Annotated in this window: 14 protein-coding genes and 1 other RNA gene; 6 read left to right on the top strand and 9 right to left on the bottom strand. The window is 69.8% G+C overall.

What is annotated here, in order from left to right; all coding sequences use genetic code 11:
- Positions 1 to 12 precede the first annotated feature (12 nt).
- The 4 genes from ssrA to EJ105_RS22995 all read left to right on the top strand — a co-directional run bounded on the left by ssrA (position 13) and on the right by EJ105_RS22995 (position 2,888).
- Positions 13 to 377: a transfer-messenger RNA gene (ssrA, locus tag EJ105_RS23010) on the top strand.
- A gap of 137 nt (positions 378 to 514) precedes the next feature.
- A complete protein-coding gene (locus EJ105_RS23005; RefSeq protein ID WP_024277808.1) occupies positions 515 to 1,087 on the top strand; it encodes an SspB family protein in 573 nt (190 codons plus the stop codon).
- A gap of 17 nt (positions 1,088 to 1,104) precedes the next feature.
- Positions 1,105 to 2,370 (top strand): flavin monoamine oxidase family protein, encoded by a 1,266-nt coding sequence (locus EJ105_RS28035; RefSeq protein ID WP_250168161.1) that lies wholly within the window; start codon positions 1,105 to 1,107, stop codon positions 2,368 to 2,370.
- On the top strand, positions 2,367 to 2,888 hold the full coding sequence (locus EJ105_RS22995) for a dihydrofolate reductase (protein ID WP_250168160.1): 522 nt from the start codon (positions 2,367 to 2,369) through the stop codon (positions 2,886 to 2,888). The genes EJ105_RS28035 and EJ105_RS22995 overlap by 4 nt, the downstream gene beginning before the upstream one ends.
- A gap of 9 nt (positions 2,889 to 2,897) precedes the next feature.
- On the opposite strand, the gene EJ105_RS22990 is transcribed toward EJ105_RS22995, so the two are convergent.
- Both EJ105_RS22990 and EJ105_RS22985 read right to left on the bottom strand, forming a co-directional pair.
- The gene (locus tag EJ105_RS22990) at positions 2,898 to 6,848 is read right to left on the bottom strand and encodes an AsmA family protein (RefSeq protein WP_250168159.1); all 3,951 of its coding nucleotides are present in this window, start codon (positions 6,846 to 6,848) and stop codon (positions 2,898 to 2,900) included.
- Positions 6,849 to 6,911: 63 nt separating this feature from the next.
- Positions 6,912 to 8,324: an FAD-binding oxidoreductase gene (locus EJ105_RS22985; protein ID WP_250168158.1), complete on the bottom strand. Its 1,413-nt coding sequence runs from the start codon at positions 8,322 to 8,324 to the stop codon at positions 6,912 to 6,914.
- 205 nt (positions 8,325 to 8,529) lie between these two features.
- Between EJ105_RS22985 and EJ105_RS22980 the strand changes: the two genes are divergently transcribed.
- Both EJ105_RS22980 and EJ105_RS22975 read left to right on the top strand, forming a co-directional pair.
- Positions 8,530 to 9,039, top strand: a complete 510-nt coding sequence (locus EJ105_RS22980; RefSeq protein WP_250168157.1) for a thioesterase family protein — start codon at positions 8,530 to 8,532, stop codon at positions 9,037 to 9,039.
- Between the two features lie 259 nt (positions 9,040 to 9,298).
- Positions 9,299 to 9,505, top strand: coding sequence for a hypothetical protein (locus tag EJ105_RS22975; protein ID WP_024277814.1), 207 nt, complete (start codon positions 9,299 to 9,301; stop codon positions 9,503 to 9,505).
- A gap of 20 nt (positions 9,506 to 9,525) precedes the next feature.
- Here the strand turns inward: EJ105_RS22975 and EJ105_RS22970 are convergent, their stop codons facing one another.
- The 7 genes from EJ105_RS22970 to EJ105_RS22940 form a co-directional block, all read right to left on the bottom strand.
- A complete protein-coding gene (locus EJ105_RS22970) occupies positions 9,526 to 10,437 on the bottom strand; it encodes a 50S ribosomal protein L11 methyltransferase (RefSeq protein WP_024277815.1) in 912 nt (303 codons plus the stop codon).
- 10 nt (positions 10,438 to 10,447) lie between these two features.
- On the bottom strand, positions 10,448 to 11,722 hold the full coding sequence (locus EJ105_RS22965) for a GGDEF domain-containing protein (RefSeq protein ID WP_029555178.1): 1,275 nt from the start codon (positions 11,720 to 11,722) through the stop codon (positions 10,448 to 10,450).
- A 107-nt stretch (positions 11,723 to 11,829) separates the two neighbouring features.
- Positions 11,830 to 14,322 carry an ATP-dependent helicase gene (locus tag EJ105_RS22960; protein WP_394042720.1) on the bottom strand — a complete coding sequence of 831 codons (2,493 nt, stop codon included), beginning with the start codon at positions 14,320 to 14,322 and terminating at the stop codon, positions 11,830 to 11,832.
- 55 nt (positions 14,323 to 14,377) lie between these two features.
- On the bottom strand, positions 14,378 to 14,611 hold the full coding sequence (locus EJ105_RS22955) for a hypothetical protein (protein WP_250168155.1): 234 nt from the start codon (positions 14,609 to 14,611) through the stop codon (positions 14,378 to 14,380).
- A gap of 76 nt (positions 14,612 to 14,687) precedes the next feature.
- Positions 14,688 to 15,074 (bottom strand): cupin domain-containing protein, encoded by a 387-nt coding sequence (locus EJ105_RS22950; protein WP_250168154.1) that lies wholly within the window; start codon positions 15,072 to 15,074, stop codon positions 14,688 to 14,690.
- Between the two features lie 5 nt (positions 15,075 to 15,079).
- Positions 15,080 to 16,504: an MFS transporter gene (locus tag EJ105_RS22945; RefSeq protein WP_250168153.1), complete on the bottom strand. Its 1,425-nt coding sequence runs from the start codon at positions 16,502 to 16,504 to the stop codon at positions 15,080 to 15,082.
- Between the two features lie 80 nt (positions 16,505 to 16,584).
- Positions 16,585 to 16,887, bottom strand: a complete 303-nt coding sequence (locus EJ105_RS22940; protein WP_250168152.1) for a hypothetical protein — start codon at positions 16,885 to 16,887, stop codon at positions 16,585 to 16,587.
- Positions 16,888 to 17,028: the final 141 nt, after the last annotated feature.

Below are 17,028 nucleotides of genomic sequence, written 5' to 3'. Positions count from 1 at the left end.
TTTCGCCCCGCGCCCCTTTCATCGGCGGACGGCGGCGCCTATATTCACCGGGCCGGCGCAAGTCGGCTATGGCGATAAATCGGTGTTGGAATAAGCCTTTCGGACCCGGGGGCGGTACCCGGCGCCTCCACCAAAGCCCGTTTTTCCCTTGGGAAAGTCGGGCTCCGGCGGGGGCGAAATAGGATCGACGAGGGTGTAAAGAGCATTCTTTCGCTCGGCATTGTACCGCCGTTATCGGGCTAAACTTATAGTTGCCAACGACAACTATGCTCCGGTTGCTCTGGCCGCGTGAGCGGTTTGACGATCGAAATCAAAGTCCTACCGGGTAGCACTGGATAGGCGGGGTTCGGAGGCACCTGGCAACAGAAGCCTCCACTTCCCTCCCGACCGGCCGAAGGGGGGAAGCGCGCTCCTTCGTTCGTCCTTTCGGCCGCGGCGCCACCTGTTCACGGTGCCGCCCGGAAGGCCTCCGGAGCCTGGCTCGTCATCAGGCCGGAGGGACTTAAGCGGGCTCATGACGGTCGATCACATCCGCTACGATCTTCTCGCACAGGAGGCCCTGCGCTCCGTGGTGCGCCGTGTGCTCACGGACGTGGCCAAGACCGGCCTGCCGGGCGACCACCATTTCTTCATCTCCTTCGACACCCGCGCCCCCGGCGTCCGGCTTTCCCAGCGCATGCTGGAGAAATATCCGGAGGAGATGACCATCGTGCTCCAGCACCAGTTCTGGGACCTGATCGTCACCGAGACCTCGTTCGAGGTCGGTCTCTCCTTCGGCGGCATTCCCGAGCGCCTGCTGGTGCCCTTCACCGCCCTCAAGGGCTTCTTCGACCCGGCCGTGAAGTTCGGCCTCCAGTTCGAGACCCTCACCGCCGATGCGGACGGGGAAGAGACGGACGACGCCCCGCTGGAGACGCCCGTCTCGGCCAATGGCGCGGCCTCCAATGCGCCGACCCCGCTCAAGCCCGCGCCGGGCGCCGCCTCCGAGCCGGCGCTGGCCAGTGCGGCGTCCACCGCCGAGGGGGCGGAAAAGCCCGCCGGCGGTGCGCAGGTGGTGCAGCTCGACGTCTTCCGCAACAAGAAGTAGCCGGCCGGACCCCGCCGGTGACCGCCGAGACCGATGTGGTCGTGATCGGGGCCGGCGCCGCCGGCCTTGCGGCCGGAGCGCGGCTGAAAGCGGCGGGTGTCCCCTTCGAGATCATCGAGGCCGCCCCCATCGCCGGCGGTCGGGCGGCGACCGACACCACCACCCTCGGCGTGCCCTTCGACCTCGGCTGCCACTGGCTGCACGACGCGCGGGACAATCCCTTCACCACCCTCGCCGATGCCCACGGCTTCCGTGTCGGCCGCAGCGCCGTGCCGCGTCGGCGCCTCCTTCTCGGCGACCGCTTCTCCACAGATGCTGAGAAGGACGCCGCCGATGCGGAGGTGGATGCCGTCTTCGACGCCATTCATGCCGCCGGCCGGTCCGGCCGCGACGTTTCCGCCGCCGCGGTGATCGCGGAGCGGGGCGCCGGGCGCTATGACGTCCTCGCCCGGCACTGGCTGGAGCTGATGTCGGCCGCCGGGCCGGCGGACATTTCCGCCGTGGATTTCGCGCTCTATCGCGACACGGACGACAACTGGCCGGTGCTCGACGGCTATGGCGCGCTGGTGCTGGCGGTGGCGGGCGATCTGAAGGTGACGCTCGGCTGTCCGGTGCGGCGCATCGATCGCAGGGGCCGGCGCCTCTCCATCGAGACGGAGCGGGGCGCCATCGCCTGCCGCGCGGCGGTGGTCACGGTGTCCACGGCAGTGATCGCCGCCGGCCGCCTCGCCTTCGATCCCGCCTTGCCGCCGGACGTCGCGGAGGCGTTCGCCGCTTTGCCGCTCGGCTTCGCGGAGAAGGTGGCGCTGCTGTTCGACCGGGACGTGTTCGGCGTGCCCGAGCGCACCGGCCTCGATGCGGTGGACCCCGCTCAGCCCGGACAAGCCGGCGCCTCGGTCATGCTGCGGCCGGGTGGCGCGCCGGCGGCGCTCGTCCATGTGGCCGGACCGGAAGCGCAGGCGATGGCGGGCGAGGGGCCGGATGCGCTGGCCGACTTCGCCGTCGGCCTGCTGGTGTCGGCCTTCGGGGACGATGTGCGGCGCCATGTGGTGCGTCGCCTGACAACCGACTGGGCCGGAATGCCCTTCATCGGCGGCGCCTATTCCTGCGCGCTGCCGGGCAAGGCGCATCTGCGTACCAGGCTTCATGAACCGTTCGATTCGCGCATCGTCTTCGCAGGGGAGGCGCTGGGCGGCCCCGCCTTCTCCACCTGCCACGGCGCGCACATCTCCGGCATCGCAGCCGCCGAGACCGCCCTCGCCCAATTGGAGCACGCCGCATGAGCGCGACCCGTCATCCCCTCGCGCTGGTGGTCGCGGTGTCGCGCAACGGCGTCATCGGCGTCGGCGGTGGCCTGCCGTGGCGCCTGCCCTCGGACCTGAAGCGCTTCCGCGCCATCACCTGGGGCAAGCCGATCCTGATGGGGCGGCGCACCTTCGAGTCCATCGGCAAGCCGCTGCCGGGGCGCACGTCCGTGGTGGTGAGCGCCGATCCGGCCTTCTCCCCGCCCGAGGGCGTGCTGAAAGGCGCCTCGATGGCTGAAGGTCTCGCGCTGGCGGACGATGCGGCGGATGCCATGGGCGCGGACGCCATCATGGTCATCGGCGGCGAGCGCGTGTTTCGCGAGACGCTCCCCCTCGCTCGCTGGCTGCACCTCACCGAGGTGGATGCCGCCCCCGAGGGCGATGTGCTCTTCCCCGCCTTCGATCGCAGCCAATGGCGGGTGACCGGCCGCGAGGGGCCGATCCGCGGCGAGAAGGACGAAGCCGCCTTTACCTATGTGACGCTCGAACGGGCCTGATCGGCCCGCTCAGCGCGCGCCCACCAGACCGGGCGGGCGCGGCAGGTCGCCGAAGCCGGAGGTGGGCGGCAACTGGCCGTCCGTGGGCGCCGGCACGCTGAAGCGCGGCGGGGGCGGCGGCTCGACCCGGTCGGTGCGGCGCGGGGCGGGGGGCTGCGTCTGGCGCACCACAGGCTGATGGCGAGGCTCGCCCGTGGGTTCGGGCGTGGCGTGGCTTTCCAGCTGGCGCTCGGGTTCGGCGCGGGCCGGCACCGCCTGATGGGTCTGGCGGGACTGGACCTCGCCCGGCGTCGCGGTGCCGGCGGTGCCGGAGGCGGTGGGCACGCCGAAGCCGGACGCGGGCACATCCCGCCGCTCGATCTCCTGATTGCGATCCACCGCGCGCGGCACCGGCACCGGAGCCGGCTGGGGCGCGGGCGGAGCAATCGCCACAGGGGCTGGCGCGGGCGCCGGAGCAGGGGCTGCCGGTTGAGCAGGCGTCGCTGCCGCCGGAGGGATCACGGCAGGTTTCGCCGCAGGCGTCACCGGGGCGACCACAGCCGGGGCAGGGGCGGGAACGACCGGAGCAGGAATAACCGGCGCCGGGGTCACGGACACAGGCGCGACGGGCGCGGGGGTCGCCGGAGCGGTGGCCGGCTCGGGGGCCGGCGCGCCGCCGCGCTGGCGGTCCTCCAGACGGCGGGTCTCACGCTCGATGGCGCGCATGGCGATGACGCTGGTCGCGGCCGCCGCGCTCACCCGCCGCTCGGGCGAAGCCACCGGCCCGCGCCAGGAGATGGCGCCGCTGGGCACGCCGCCAGCACTCTCGGCACCTTCGAGGTCCATGCCGGCATCGAGGACCAGCCGCGACAGGTCGAGGCTGCCGGAGAGGCCGACGCGCACAGTGTCCGCCGTGGTGCGGGCGGGGGAAAGGCGGGCGACGCCGTTCACCACGCCCAGCGTCGATTCCACGAAGGCGAGCTTGAGCGGCCCCTTGGCCAGCGCGCGATCCAGCATCTGCGCCGTACGGCGCTCATCAGGCGGCGGCGAGAGGGGGGCGGCCTCGGCCAGAACCGCGTCGAGGGCGGCGGGGCTGGCATTCTCGATCACGAGGTCGCGCACGCCGAGGGTGCCCTGCCCGGAGAGACTCTGCACGATGGTCTGCACACTGCGGCCCGAGCCGCCGAGATCGAGCAGCAGGTTCACGCGTCCCTTGGGCGGGGTGCGGGCGCCACTAGGGGCGATGAGGGCGCTTGCGTCCACCTGCTCCAGCACGAGGCGGCCGTCGGCCTGGAGGAGGTCGTTCTGCCGCTTCAGCCGGAGCGAGGCGGCGACCCGCCCGCCGCCGAGGCTGCCGGAGAGGTCGCGCAGGTCGAAATCCGTGCCGTCGCTGACCAGCACGACGCGGCCCTTGTCCAGCGCATAGGGGCCGAGCGCGGCAATGCGCCCGGCGGAAAGTTCCAGATTGAGGCCGATACCGCCCGCCGCTGCCGGCGCGAGCCGAGCGGTGTTCCACAGGCCGGCCGGCCCGCTCTCCGCCCCGGCACGGGCGGCGAACATGCCGAGGATGCGCGGGACCGAGAGGGTATCGAAGGCCAGCTTGCCGGAGAGGCGCGGCACCGCGCCGGGCTCGAACTCCACGCTGCCGGAGACGGGCGCCGCCGCCAGCGAACCGGTCAGCTCGCCGAGGCGCCACGCACCGGCGCGGCGGGAAAGGGTGAAGGCGAGGGCGGTGGGCACTGGCCCTTCCACGGCGGCGGAGGCCTGCGGCAGCAGCCGGCCGAGGTCGGCGCCGTCGAGGCGCATGCTGAGATTGGGCTCGATGCTGCCGCCGGACAGGCGGGCCGTGCCCTGCGCCTGCGCCGTGAGGTCGGCCACCGTGATGCGGCCGCGCACCTGCGCCTCGTCCTGCGTCAGCGGGTCGACGGAGAGTTCCACCCGGGCCGGGCCGAGCCTTTGTCCGAGCCCGTCCACGCCGAGGGCGGCGAGCGCGCGGCCTCCGTCCGTCGCGTCCGCCTTCAGGGCGATGCGCAGCGGCACGCCGGCAGTGGTGCGGGCGAAGGCGACGTCGCCGGAGATCTGCCCCAGGGTGCCGGCGATGGTGACATTGCGCCCGCCGGCCTCGCCCCAGACCACGGTGCTGTTGAGCTTCACCGGGGAGGCGATGGGCAGGAGGTTGCCGATGACCTGCGCCGTTTCCTCACCAGCCAGAAGCCGCGCCACGGGCACGAGCCCGTCGGCCCTGGCGCCGGAGGCGGTGATGTTGAATTCGCCGCGCGGGGTGGTGGAGAAATTCTCCATGCGCCCGGCGCCCTCGACGCGCAGACCGGCGAAATCGTCCATCACCATGCGGGCGAGGCGCCAGTTGCCGCCGGTGGCGGAGCCTTCGAGGTTCAGGCCGCGCAGCGGCAGGCCGGACAGGGTGAGGTTCCGCCCGTCGATGGCCACCTGCCCGTCCGCGCCCCCGCCCACGGCGGCGGAGGCGGTCTGCACGGCGGCGATCAGCGGGTCGAGGTCGAAGCCGTCCAGCGACAGGCGCAGGTCGAGCTTGGGCGGCGCGTTGTCCGGCAGCGCGGCCGAGGCCGAGCCGCGCACGCGGCTGGCGGCGAAGGTGGCGTCCAGCATGTCCACCGCGATGCGCGACGGACCGGCGGTGACGCGGCCGGAGATGCGCACCGGCCCCTTCGCTGCCGCCACATAATCGCGCGGCGCGGTGGGGGCGGCCCAGCGCAGGAAGACGGCTGGGTCATCGGCGGAGAAGGAGACGTTGCCGTCGAAGCCGCCGCCGCCATTGGCGCGGGTCGGCATGCCGGAGAGGCGCAGCGACGCCTTGCCGGGCAGCTGCGCCTCGGCGCTGTCCACCCGCCAGCCGGCGGCGGAGCCGGAGATGTCGGCCCGCACATCGCGCACCATGGTGCCACCGAGCACCAGTTGCTCCACGGAAAGACCGATGCGCGAGGCGATGTCCGGCGCGGGCAGGGCCGCGACGCCGCCGAGGAAGCGGGCAAGCGAAGCGGCCGGGCTGCCGCTGCCGGCGTCCGCATCCTTGGTGCCGGTGGCTGCCCGCACGGCGTCGATGTCGAGGCTGCGGGCATTCAGCACCGCATCAAGGCCAATGGCGCGGCCGAGGGCGAGGCGCGCGGAGCCGGTGAGCTGCGCCGGGGTGGCCGAGCCGCCCAGCGCCAGATCGAGGCTTTCCGCCAGCACCGCTTCCGGGCTCGCCTTCAGCGTGCCGGAGAGCTGCCACGCCTCCGCCCCGTCACTATGGCGGGAGAGGGTGGCGCGGCCGTCGAAACGCGGCTTGGCGCCGGCCACGTTGAGGCTGCCGTCGAGATCGAGGGCAAACGGGCGGGTGCGCCCGTCCAGCACGATGCGCAGCTTGCCGGCGCCGTCATCGCCGATCTTGCCGAGGGTGGAGCGCACGGCGAACCGCGCTGTGCCGGCCTGCACCTCTCCATCCAGCCGGAACGGGCCGGAGAGGGAGCGCGCCTCACCCTTGAGGTCGACGTCATCGATGCTGACGCGGTGGTCCGAGGCGCGGTCGAGCAGATCGAGGCTGCCGTCTTCCACCTCCAGCCGGGCGATGGAGAGTTCCGCCGCCCGCCCGGTGCCGGTGGGCATGGCGACGCGGCCGGCACTGTCCAGCACCACGCGGATCTGCGGCTTGCGCAGGGTGACGCCGGTGGCCTGGATGTCGCCGCGCATCAGGGCGCCGAGGGAGAGCTCGGCGGTCAGTTCCTTCACCGTGCCGCCGGTGGACACCACGTCGCCGAGGGTCACGTCGCGCAGCACGATGCGGGGGGCGGGCAGGATCTCCGCCTCGATGGAGCCGCGGATCACCACGGGCAGGCCCAGCGTGCGGCCCATCTCGGTCTCGAACGTGCCGCGCCACTGGTTCCAGTCCACCACGAACGGCGCGGCGAAGGCCGCGCTGATGGCGAGGACTATGGCCGAGGCGAGGCTGATGAGAATGCCCTGCACACGCGTCTCCCGATGAGGCCCCGATCGAAAAGGGACGCTTAACCCTATGCGCAGGGATTGCGATCAGATCGCGACGATCTTTCCCGGATTCATGATGTTTTTGGGGTCGAGCGCCCGCTTGATCGCGCGCATGGCCTCCAGCGCCGCGGCGCCGTGCTCGCCCTCCATGTATTTCATCTTCCCCTGGCCGACGCCGTGCTCGCCGGTGGAGGTACCGCCCATGGCGAGGGCGCGCTCCACCAGCCGCTTCATGTAGTGCTTGGCCTTGGCGAGGTCTTCCGGGTCGTCCACGTTCACCATCAGCGTGGTGTGGAAATTGCCGTCGCCCACATGGCCGACGATGGGGGCGATGAGGCCCATTTCCACGATGTCGCGCTTGGTCTCCATCACGCACTCGGCGAGGCTGGAGATGGGCACGCACACGTCGGTGGCCACCGCCTTGGCGCCCGGCCGCATCGGCAGGACGGACCAATAGGCATCGTGCCGCGCCTGCCAGAGCCTGGTGCGCTCCTCCGGCTTCACCGCGAACACCGAGGGGCCGCCGCCATATTCCGCCGCCAGCTCGCCGAAGCGATCCGCCTGCTCGTGGACGCTCGCTTCCGTGCCGTGGAATTCGAGGAAGAGGGTGGGCGTCTCGGCCAGCGTGAGCTTGGCGTAGGCATTGGAGGCCTTCACCTGCTCCTCGTCCAGAAGCTCGATGCGCGCCACCGGGATGCCGCTCTGGATGGTGGCGATCACCGTGTTGCAGGCGGCCTCGATGCTGGGAAAGGGGCAGACGGCGGCGGAGACCGCCTCCGGGATGCCGTAGAGCTTCAGCGTGATCTCGGTGACGATGCCGAGCGTGCCCTCGGCGCCGACGTAGAGGCGGGTGAGGTCGTAGCCGGCGGAGGATTTGCGCGCGCGGGTGGCGGTGGTGAGGATTTCGCCGGTGGGCGTCACCACCTTCAGGGACAGCACGTTGTCCTTCATGGTGCCGTAACGCACCGCATTGGTGCCCGAGCAGCGGGTGGAGACCATGCCGCCCAGCGAGGCGTCGGCGCCGGGATCGAGCGGGAAGAACAGGCCCTGGTCGCGCAGTTCCTCGTTGAGCCGCTTGCGGGTGACGCCGGGTTCGATCACGCAGTCGAGGTCGGCCGTGTTGACGGCCAGGATGCGGTTCATGCGCGAGAGGTCGATGCAGATGCCGCCGAAGGGGGCGTTCACATGGCCCTCCAGCGAGGTGCCCGCGCCCCACGCGATAACCGGCACCGACAGCTCGTCGCAGACGCGGACCACGGCCTGCACATCTTCCGTGCATTCAGCGAAAACAACGGCGTCCGCGGGCTCGTTGGGCAGGTAGGTCGTCACGTTCGCGTGCTGTTCCCGCACCGAGCGATTCGTAACGACCTTGTGATCCAGTGCGGCCTGTAGGCGCTGCACCGCCTGGGCGATGCGATCGGGCATTGCACTGTCGGATTTCGCGGCTGCGGCAACCATTTACAAATCCTTAACCTTTGTCTGCGCCAGGCGAGCGGCGCCCGGATGACGCGAAAGTGGATTGAACCGTTTTAGGAACAGTTTCGACTTGACAGTGACTTTTATGATTCTGTCCGGGGCGCGATTTCAGGGTGACGGATGCCTCCTAGCACGGCACAGTGCTTCCACAAGCGGCAAAATCTGCAACCAGCGAAGCGAGGCGGCCATGCTCGACCGAATCGACTTTGAACCCGTGTTCTTTGCCCCGTTCGTGTCCTCCTCCATGAAGGTGGAGACCAACTGGATCGATTATAACGGCCACCTCAACGTGGCCTATTACACGCTCATCTTCGACCGGGCGCTCGACGAGGCGCTCGGCCTGCTCGGGCTGGGACCGTCCTACGCCCGGGCGCGTCGCGCCTCTTTCTTCACCGGCGAATCCCACATCCGCTACGAACGCGAACTGGCCCCCGATTCGCCGGTGCGCGTGACCATGCGGCTGCTCGACTATGACGAGAAGAGGTTGCACCTCTTCCAGTCGCTGCATCATGCCACCGATGGCTGGGTATCCGCCACGTCGGAGCAGATCACGCTGCATGTGGATCTCGGCTCGCGGCGCGTGGTGCCGTTCCCGGATGACGTGCTCGAGCGGATCGCCACCATGCGCGCCGCCCATGCCGGCCTGCCGCCGCTGAACGGCGTGGGCCGCAAGGTGTCCATGCCGTCGCGCTCCTGAGGCGCGACTTTCGAGACCACCATGGTCCTTGCGTCCATCGCGGTTCTCGCGGCGCTGTGCGCCGATGGCGGCTGAGGCGATCGCGCCCGGCCGCCTTTCTCTTTTGGGGGCATGGTCGGTGAACTGCCTAATCGGCAACCATGCCTTTACCGTGCGCTCCGCGCAGATCTGGCATGCCAAGCCCGTAGTTCTGGTGCGCTGCACAGAGGCATATATTGCACTGCGATAAAGCCCCGTAGGGCCAGTGCAGGAGGCCTCCATGAGCGCCGTTACCTTTTCTCCCGACACCCTTTCCCGTGACACCCGCGCTGCCGCCCCCAAGGCTGGCAAGGCTGCGGCCGGCAAGACCGCCGGCAAGGGCTTCTTCGCCCGCCTGATGGGCGCCATCATCGCCGCTCGCATGGAACAGGCCGAGCGCGAGCTGTCCCGCTACGTGCAGCTCAACGGGCGTGACCCGCTGAACTGACACTCTCTATGTAGGACCCCTCATCCGCGCGGCCGATCCGACCGCGCGGCGAGGGTCAGGGTGGCCCAGCCCTCGATATGCCGCTGGTTGACGAGGTGCAGCCCCTGCGCGCGATAGGCCGCCAGAGCGGCCGGAACCTGCGCGGTGAGCAATCCCGACAGGACGATGCGTCCTCCCGGCGCCAGCAGGGAGGCGAGCGGGCGCGCCAGCCGCTTTAGCGGCGGCAGCAGGATGTTGGCCAGAATCAAATCGTAGGGTCCATGGATGCGGATCGCTCGCGCCCCGGCGCCGGCCGCATGGACCATGCGTACACCCGGCGCCTTGTTGGCCGCCGCATTCGCTCTCGCCGTACGCACGGCGATGATGTCGATATCGCTTCCCACGATCTCGGTGTGAAACAGCCGCTCGGCCGCGATGGCAAGCACGCCCGTGCCCGTGCCCACGTCCAGCACGCGCTGCGGGCGTCCCTTGCGCGCGGCGTTGACGATGGCGTGCAGGCAGCCCTGCGTGGTGCCGTGGTGGCCGGTGCCGAAGGCCAGCGCCGCCTCGATCTCGATGCCGATGCGGTTCGGCCCCACCCGGCCGCGATCATGCGAGCCATGCACAACCACCGGGCCGACGGCCACGGGGGCTAGGCCTTCCAGGCTCGCGGCCACCCAATCCTTCTGCTCGATCTCGCCGAACGTGACGGCGGCGGCCATCTCCGGGCCGGCCGCGATCTCCACCAGTTCGAGCAGCATCTCCGGATCGAAGGCGGAGCCCGCATAGACCTCCACGACCCAGTCGTCGTCCGTCCGCTCGAAATTGGCCACCGCCACCTCTGCGGGGTCGAATGTTTCCGAGATCAGGTCGGCGATGCGCTGCGCCTGCCGGCGGGGCGCCTCGACCCGCATCACATGGGTGGCGTCGTTGGGGGGGAGGCCTTCGAGCATGGGGAAAACGTCATCCGTTGTCGCTGTGGCCGCCGTCGCCCGTCGCTCCCGTCACGCGGTTGCGCCCGGCGGCCTTGGCCGCGTAGAGGCGCTTGTCGGCCGCTTCGAGCAGTGCCGTCAAGGTCTGGCCGTCCTCCGGCAGCGTGGCGACGCCGATGGACAGGGTCTGCTGCCGCACCCCGTCGGGCAGCGTCAGCCCCGTGACGCTTTCGTTGAGCATCCGGGCGAGAGCCACCGCCGCGACGTGGGACACGCCCGGCGCCAGCACGGCGAATTCGTCGCCGCCATAGCGCACCACATGGTCCGACTGCCGAAGGCTCTCGGAGATGGCGCCCGCCAGCTGCCGCAGCACCGCGTCGCCGGTGGCATGGCCGTGGAGATCGTTGACCTCCTTGTAGTCGTCCACGTCCACCAGCAGCAGGCTCATGGGCCGGCCGGTCTTGCGGGCGATGGCCACGAGGTCGCGGCCCAGCGGCTCCAGCTGGCCGCGGTGGAGGACGCCGGTGAGCGGATCGAGCCGGGACGTCACCTCCAGCTGCTCGTAGCGCTGGCGGTAGGTGAGGGTGTCGAACACATCGGCGATGCGCGGGCGCAGCGGATCTCCGGCCATTTCGAAGCGGTCGAGATAGAGCGCGAGCATCAGGGCATAGAAGCCCGCCGCCATCAGCTTGCCGACCCAGCCGCCGATGCCCGCCGACAGCGGCACATCGAGCGCGAAATGCAGCACGCCGAAAAAGCCGACCTGATCGAAGGTGAGCACCAGCGCCAGCGTCGCCCAGATGACTGTCACCGGATACCGCTTCGCCCGGGACGACAGGCGCTCGTAGACGAGGATCATGGCAATGGAATCGATGAAGAGCAGCAGCGTGCTCCACACCGCCAGCGCGCCCAGCTGGTCCATGAACGTGATGTCCGCCGGCGCGCCGGGAGCCGGCACCACGTTGTGCTGGCGCAGCAGGAAGACCAGCGCCAGCAGCACCAGATTGCCGAGGAAGAGCCCATAGATGGGCTGGCGCGCCACCAGCGCGTCCTCGCGAATGTACACGAGCAGCAGAAGTGCCAGTTTTCCGGAAAATAATACCACAGAGCCGGGCGAGAGCGAGACGCCGAACGGCAATTGCACGTAATAGGCGGCGGCGAGATACGTCTCCATGAAATGGAGCGAGCCCAGCGCGCAGAAGAACACGCCGATGCCCAGCGTTCCGCGCAGGCGGAACAGCGCGAGCATGGCGCCGAAATACACCAGCATTTCGGCGCCGAGCAGGAGGATGTTGAGTGCGATCATCGATCTGAAATCTGCGGCGCGGGCGACGCTAGGGGAAGATCAGGGCGAAGATGAGGGGCCGCCCCGACGGACCGACACGCCACCCGTCGTCGCCCGCAAATATTGCGTCAGGCCTTTTCGACGAAGGTATCCACCACCCGTTTCTCGCCCGCCTTGTCGAACTGCACGGTCAGCTTGTTGCCGTCGATGCCCGTGATTTCGCCATATCCGAACTTGATGTGGAACACCCGCTCGCCCCGCTTGAAGGCGGAGGAGGGGGCGGAAGACGAGGCCACCAGCGTGCCCTCGATCACCATCGGTCCGCGCCGCGCCGAAGCACCGGCATCGTAGCGCCCGCCGCGCTCGGAGAAGCCGCCCCGGCCGCCGCCGCTCCCGCCGCTGTCCGTGCGGCCACGCTGGGTCTGGGCCCGCTGCCAGCCGGGTGTGGAATAAGAGGAGGCAGCGAAGGGCTCTGCCCGGTCGAACCGGCTCTGGCCGTAGCTGCCGCCGCCACCATAGGACGAGCCGCCCCACCCCATGCCGCCGCGGCTTTCCTCCACCTGCACATGGGCGTCGGGCAGTTCGTCAAGGAAGCGGGAGGGCACCGTGGAATTCCACATGCCGTGGATGCGCCGGTTGGAGGCGAACCAGATGCGGGCCGAGGCACGGGCGCGGGTGATGCCCACGTAGGCGAGCCGGCGCTCTTCCTCGAGGCCAGCCTTGCCCTGATCGTCCAGCGCGCGCTGGTGGGGGAACAGGCCTTCTTCCCAGCCGGGCAGGAAGACGGTGTCGAATTCCAGCCCCTTGGCGGAATGCAGCGTCATCACCTGCACCGCATCCTCGCCGGCGCCGTTGTCCACGTCCATCACCAGGGAGATGTGCTCGAGGAAGCCGGAGAGGTTCTCGAAGGGCTCCATGGAGCGCACGAGTTCCTTGAGGTTTTCCAGCCGCCCGGCGGCCTCGGCGGAGCGGTCCTTCTGCCACATCTCGGTATAGCCGCTCTCGTCGAGGACGATCTCGGCGATCTCGGTGTGGGTCATGACGCGGGCCTGCTCGCGCCAGCGCTCGAACGCCTGGATGAGCCCACGCAGGGTGCCGCGCACCTTGGGCTTCAGCTCCTCGCTCTCGGTCAGCACACGCGCGGCTTCCTGCAGCGGCACGCCGGCGGCGCGGGCGACATCATGGATCTGCTTCACCGTGGCATCGCCGATGCCGCGCTTGGGCACGTTCACGATGCGCTCGAAGGCGAGATCGTCGGCGGTGGAGTTCACGCAGCGCAGATAGGCCAGCGCATCGCGGATTTCCGCCCGTTCATAGAAGCGCGGGCCGCCGATGACGCGATAGGGCATGCCGAGCGTGACGAAACGGTCTTCGAACTCGCGCATCTGGAAGGAGGCGCGGACCAGGATGGCGATCTCGGACAGGCGATGCCCGGCGCGTTGCAGCGCCTCGATCTCCTCACCGACGGCGCGGGCCTCCTCGCCAGAATCCCACGCCCCCGTGACGGAGACGCGCTCGCCCTCGTCGCCCTCGGAGAATAGCGTCTTGCCCAGCCGCCCCTCATTGTGGGCGATGAGGTGGGCGGCGGAGGCGAGGATGTGCCCGGTGGAGCGGTAGTTGCGCTCCAGCCGGATGACCTTGGCGCCGGGAAAATCGCTCTCGAACCGGAGGATGTTGTCCACCTCGGCGCCGCGCCAGCCGTAGATGGACTGGTCGTCGTCACCGACGCAGCAGACATTTTTCGAGCCCTGCGCGAGCAGGCGCAGCCAGAGATACTGGGCGACGTTGGTGTCCTGATACTCGTCCACCAGCAGGTATTTGAACCGGCGGTGGTATTCGGCGAGCACGTCCGGGTTCTCCCGGAACAGGCGGATGCCTTCCAGCAGCAGGTCGCCGAAATCCACCGCGTTCAGCGCCTTCAGCCGGTCCTGATAGGCGGCATAGAGCATGCCGCCCTTGCCGTTGGCGAAGACCGCGCCCTCTCCGGGCGGCACGTCCTTCGGGGACAGGCCACGGTTCTTCCAGCCGTCGATGGTGGAGGCGAGCAGCCGCGCCGGCCAACGCTTCTCGTCGATATTCTCGGCGGCGAGGAGCTGCTTGAGCAGGCGGATCTGGTCGTCCGTGTCGAGGATGGTGAAGCCGCTCTTCAGCCCCACCAGCTCATGGTGGCGCCGGAGGATGCGGACACCGATGGAATGGAAGGTGCCGAGCCAGGGCATGCCCTCGATCTGGTCGCCGACCATGCCGTGGATGCGATCCTTCATCTCCCGCGCCGCCTTGTTGGTGAAGGTCACCACGAGGATCTGCGAGGGGAAGGCGCGACCGGAGGCGAGAATATGGGCGACGCGGGCGGTGAGCACGCGTGTCTTGCCCGTGCCTGCGCCGGCGAGCACCAGCAGCGGGCCGTCCAGCGTTTCCACCGCCTCACGCTGCTCCGGATTGAGGCCGGCGAGATAGGACGCCTGCGGCCCGGCGGGGGCGATGGCGGCGCGCGCACGCGCGGCGATGCCGCCGGGCTTCAGGCCGGGAAGCTCTGGCACTCCACCGGGCTCGTGGCCCGGACGGCGCGGGGATTCAGGCGGTCTCAATGCAAAAGGTCTCGGTGCGCGTGATTCGCTCAAGGGAACAAAATGGCATCGCGCGCGCCGGATTGCGAGCTTGGCCGCAGGCGAGCCTTTACCTGAGCAGTTCGGCGGTGCCCTCACGCCGCCAAGTGCGCGCCCGAAGCCGCGGCGCCAGCCACCACGACAGCGGCGCGGAGACGATCGAAGAGCCGAGCACCACGAAAGGCATCAGGCCCATGGCCTCGCGCCCCAGCGGCGACAGCAGCAGCGCCAGCAGGCCGGCGAAGAACGTGACCGCCTGGATCATCATGAACAGCATGGCAGCGAGTTGCAGCCGGATCGACATGGTTGGAGCCTCCTTCCGAGATGGTCATTTCGGAAGGTCAACCGGCCCAAGTGGACCGGGGTTCCCCGCGCGGTGTTCAGGTTCCCGCGAGGTCGGCGGCCGCATCCGGCAGGGTGGGGGCCGCCTTGGGGTCGGCGGCCGGCGCCACGGGCAGATGCACGACGTAGAACTTGCGGACCGCGGTCACGCTCTTCCACACCCCCTTGAAGCCCGAGGGGATGACGAAGGACTGGCCGGCATGGAAGGTTTCCGTATGGCCCGAAGCGTCCGTCAGCTCGACGGTGCCTTCCACGAGGACGCAGAACTCGTCCTCGTCATAGCTCACCTCGATCTCCGACGGTGCCGAGGCCCAGAACCCCGCCGAAAAGGCGCCGGTGCGATCCTGATACCATTCATGCACGGTCGTGGCGGCATCGGGCTTCAGCGGCGGGGAAGGATCGAAGCGGATGGAGCGGATGGTCATGGGGGTCACTCCCGGCGCGTCTGGCTCGCTGTGTGTGGTCCATCCTTCGCCCGTCCGCCGTCCTGCCGCAAGGGCGTGCGCAACCCTGCAATCAGCACCACGCCCGTTCCAAAGAAGGCGACCAGCACCGCCACCCCCGCCCGCTGGCTCTGCGTCAGGGCGGTGACGATCGCCACCGAGGTCGGCGCGGCGAACGAGGTGATCTTGCCGGAGAGCGCAAACAGGCCGAAGCACTCGCCGATGTTCTCCGGCGGGGCGAGGCGCACCAGAAGGGTGCGCGAGGCCGCCTGGAGCGGACCGGCGACGGCGCCGATGAGAAGCCCGAGGCCCACATAGACCTTCTCCGGCACCGTGCCGTAGAGGCCGGTTCCCGGCGCCGTGGGCACAAGGCCGAACAGGATGGATGTCCGGTCTACCGACAGCAGCCCGATGCAGGCGACCAGCAGCCCGAGGAGCGCGCCGAGGATGACGAGGCGCGGGCCGAAGGCATCGTCAAGCCAGCCCCCCGCCAGCGCCCCGGCCGTGCCGGTGAGGGTGAGCAGGATGCCGAAGATGCCGATCTCGATGGAGCCCCAGCCGAAGGTGCCGGCGGCATAAATGCCGCCGAAGGCGAACAGGGCGACGAGGCCGTCGGCATAGATCATGTTGGCGAGGAGGAAGCGGGCGAGCGCCGGGCGCGTCCTCAGCTTCGGCACCAGCCCGCGGATTTCCGTGAGGCCCTTGCGCACCGCCTCGCGCAGCGGCAGGCCCTTCTTGCGGTCGGGCACGAACAGGAACATGGGCAGCACCAGCACCGCGAACCACACGGCCGTGAGCGGCCCCGAGAAGCGGTCGCCCTCGCGGGTCGCCGCGTCGAGCCCGAGCGCCGGCGGCCGGCCGATGAGGGTGAGGCCGGTGTCCGGCGCGGTGGAGAAGAAGCCGAGCATCAGCGCCAGCGACACCAGCCCGCCAAAATAGCCCGCCGCCCAGCCGGTGCCGGAGAGCCGGCCCAGCCGCTCCGGCGGCACGAGGTCCGGCATGATGGCGTTGTTGAAGACGGTGGCGAACTCGACGCCGATGGTACCGATGGCGAAGGCCGCGAGCACCAGCGGGATGCGCGCCGTGTCGCCGGGCACCGCGAACCACAGCAGCGCCGATCCCGTCATCAGCATCAGGCCGAACACCGCGATCCACGGCTTGCGCCGGCCGGAGGCGTCGGCCACTGCGCCGAGGATGGGGGAACAGATGGCGATGATGAGCCCCGCCGCCCCGGTGGCGAAACCCCACAGGCTCTGCCCCTCGGCCGGTGTCGGGGCCACGGCGGAGGCGAAGTAGGGCGCGAAGATGAAGGTGGTGATGAGGGTGAAATAGGGCTGGCAGGCGGGATCGAACAGGATCCAGCCGACCACGGCCCGGCGCGGGAGGCGGGAGGCAGGCCGGGAGGAGGGCAAGGGCAAATCCGCAATCTGGCGAGTGATGCCGCACCATGGCAGTCGCCGCGCCCGAGGGAAACCGTCTCCGACGCGAAACCTCAGGCCGGAAAGTCGGGCATGGGCTCTGCCCCGGCCGGCACCACATGCTCCACCAGCGCGGCGATCGCGGATGCGACCAGCACGGCGGCGCCCACGGGCGCGGCGGAGAAGAACTCCTCCTGCACCGCATGGCCGTCCTCGTCCTTGAAGGCGGAGGAGGCGGCGCGCACGACGACCGCCTCGGTCACGAGGTAGCCGTCCTTGACGAGATCGCGGGCGATGGCCTTGGGTGGGCGCTTGTCACGCACGTGCAGCGGTTCCTCCTCGCCTGAGGCCCGCCAGACCACCTTGTAGATGTACATGGCGCTTCGCTGCTCCCTGCGGACATCCGTCCCCTGAACGCCACTGTGGAGCCCCTCGTTCCGATCCCTCTGCATTCCTATGGATCAACTGCCACGCCGCAGCGTTAATGCCGTGTTCGGCGCCGCGGGCGCCTGATTGGG

The organism is Xanthobacter aminoxidans (assembly GCF_023571765.1).
In the GTDB taxonomy this organism is placed as follows: Bacteria; Pseudomonadota; Alphaproteobacteria; order Rhizobiales; family Xanthobacteraceae; genus Xanthobacter; species Xanthobacter aminoxidans.
Note: the sequence above shows the minus strand (reverse complement) of the source record. Positions and strands in the feature narration are given on the sequence as shown.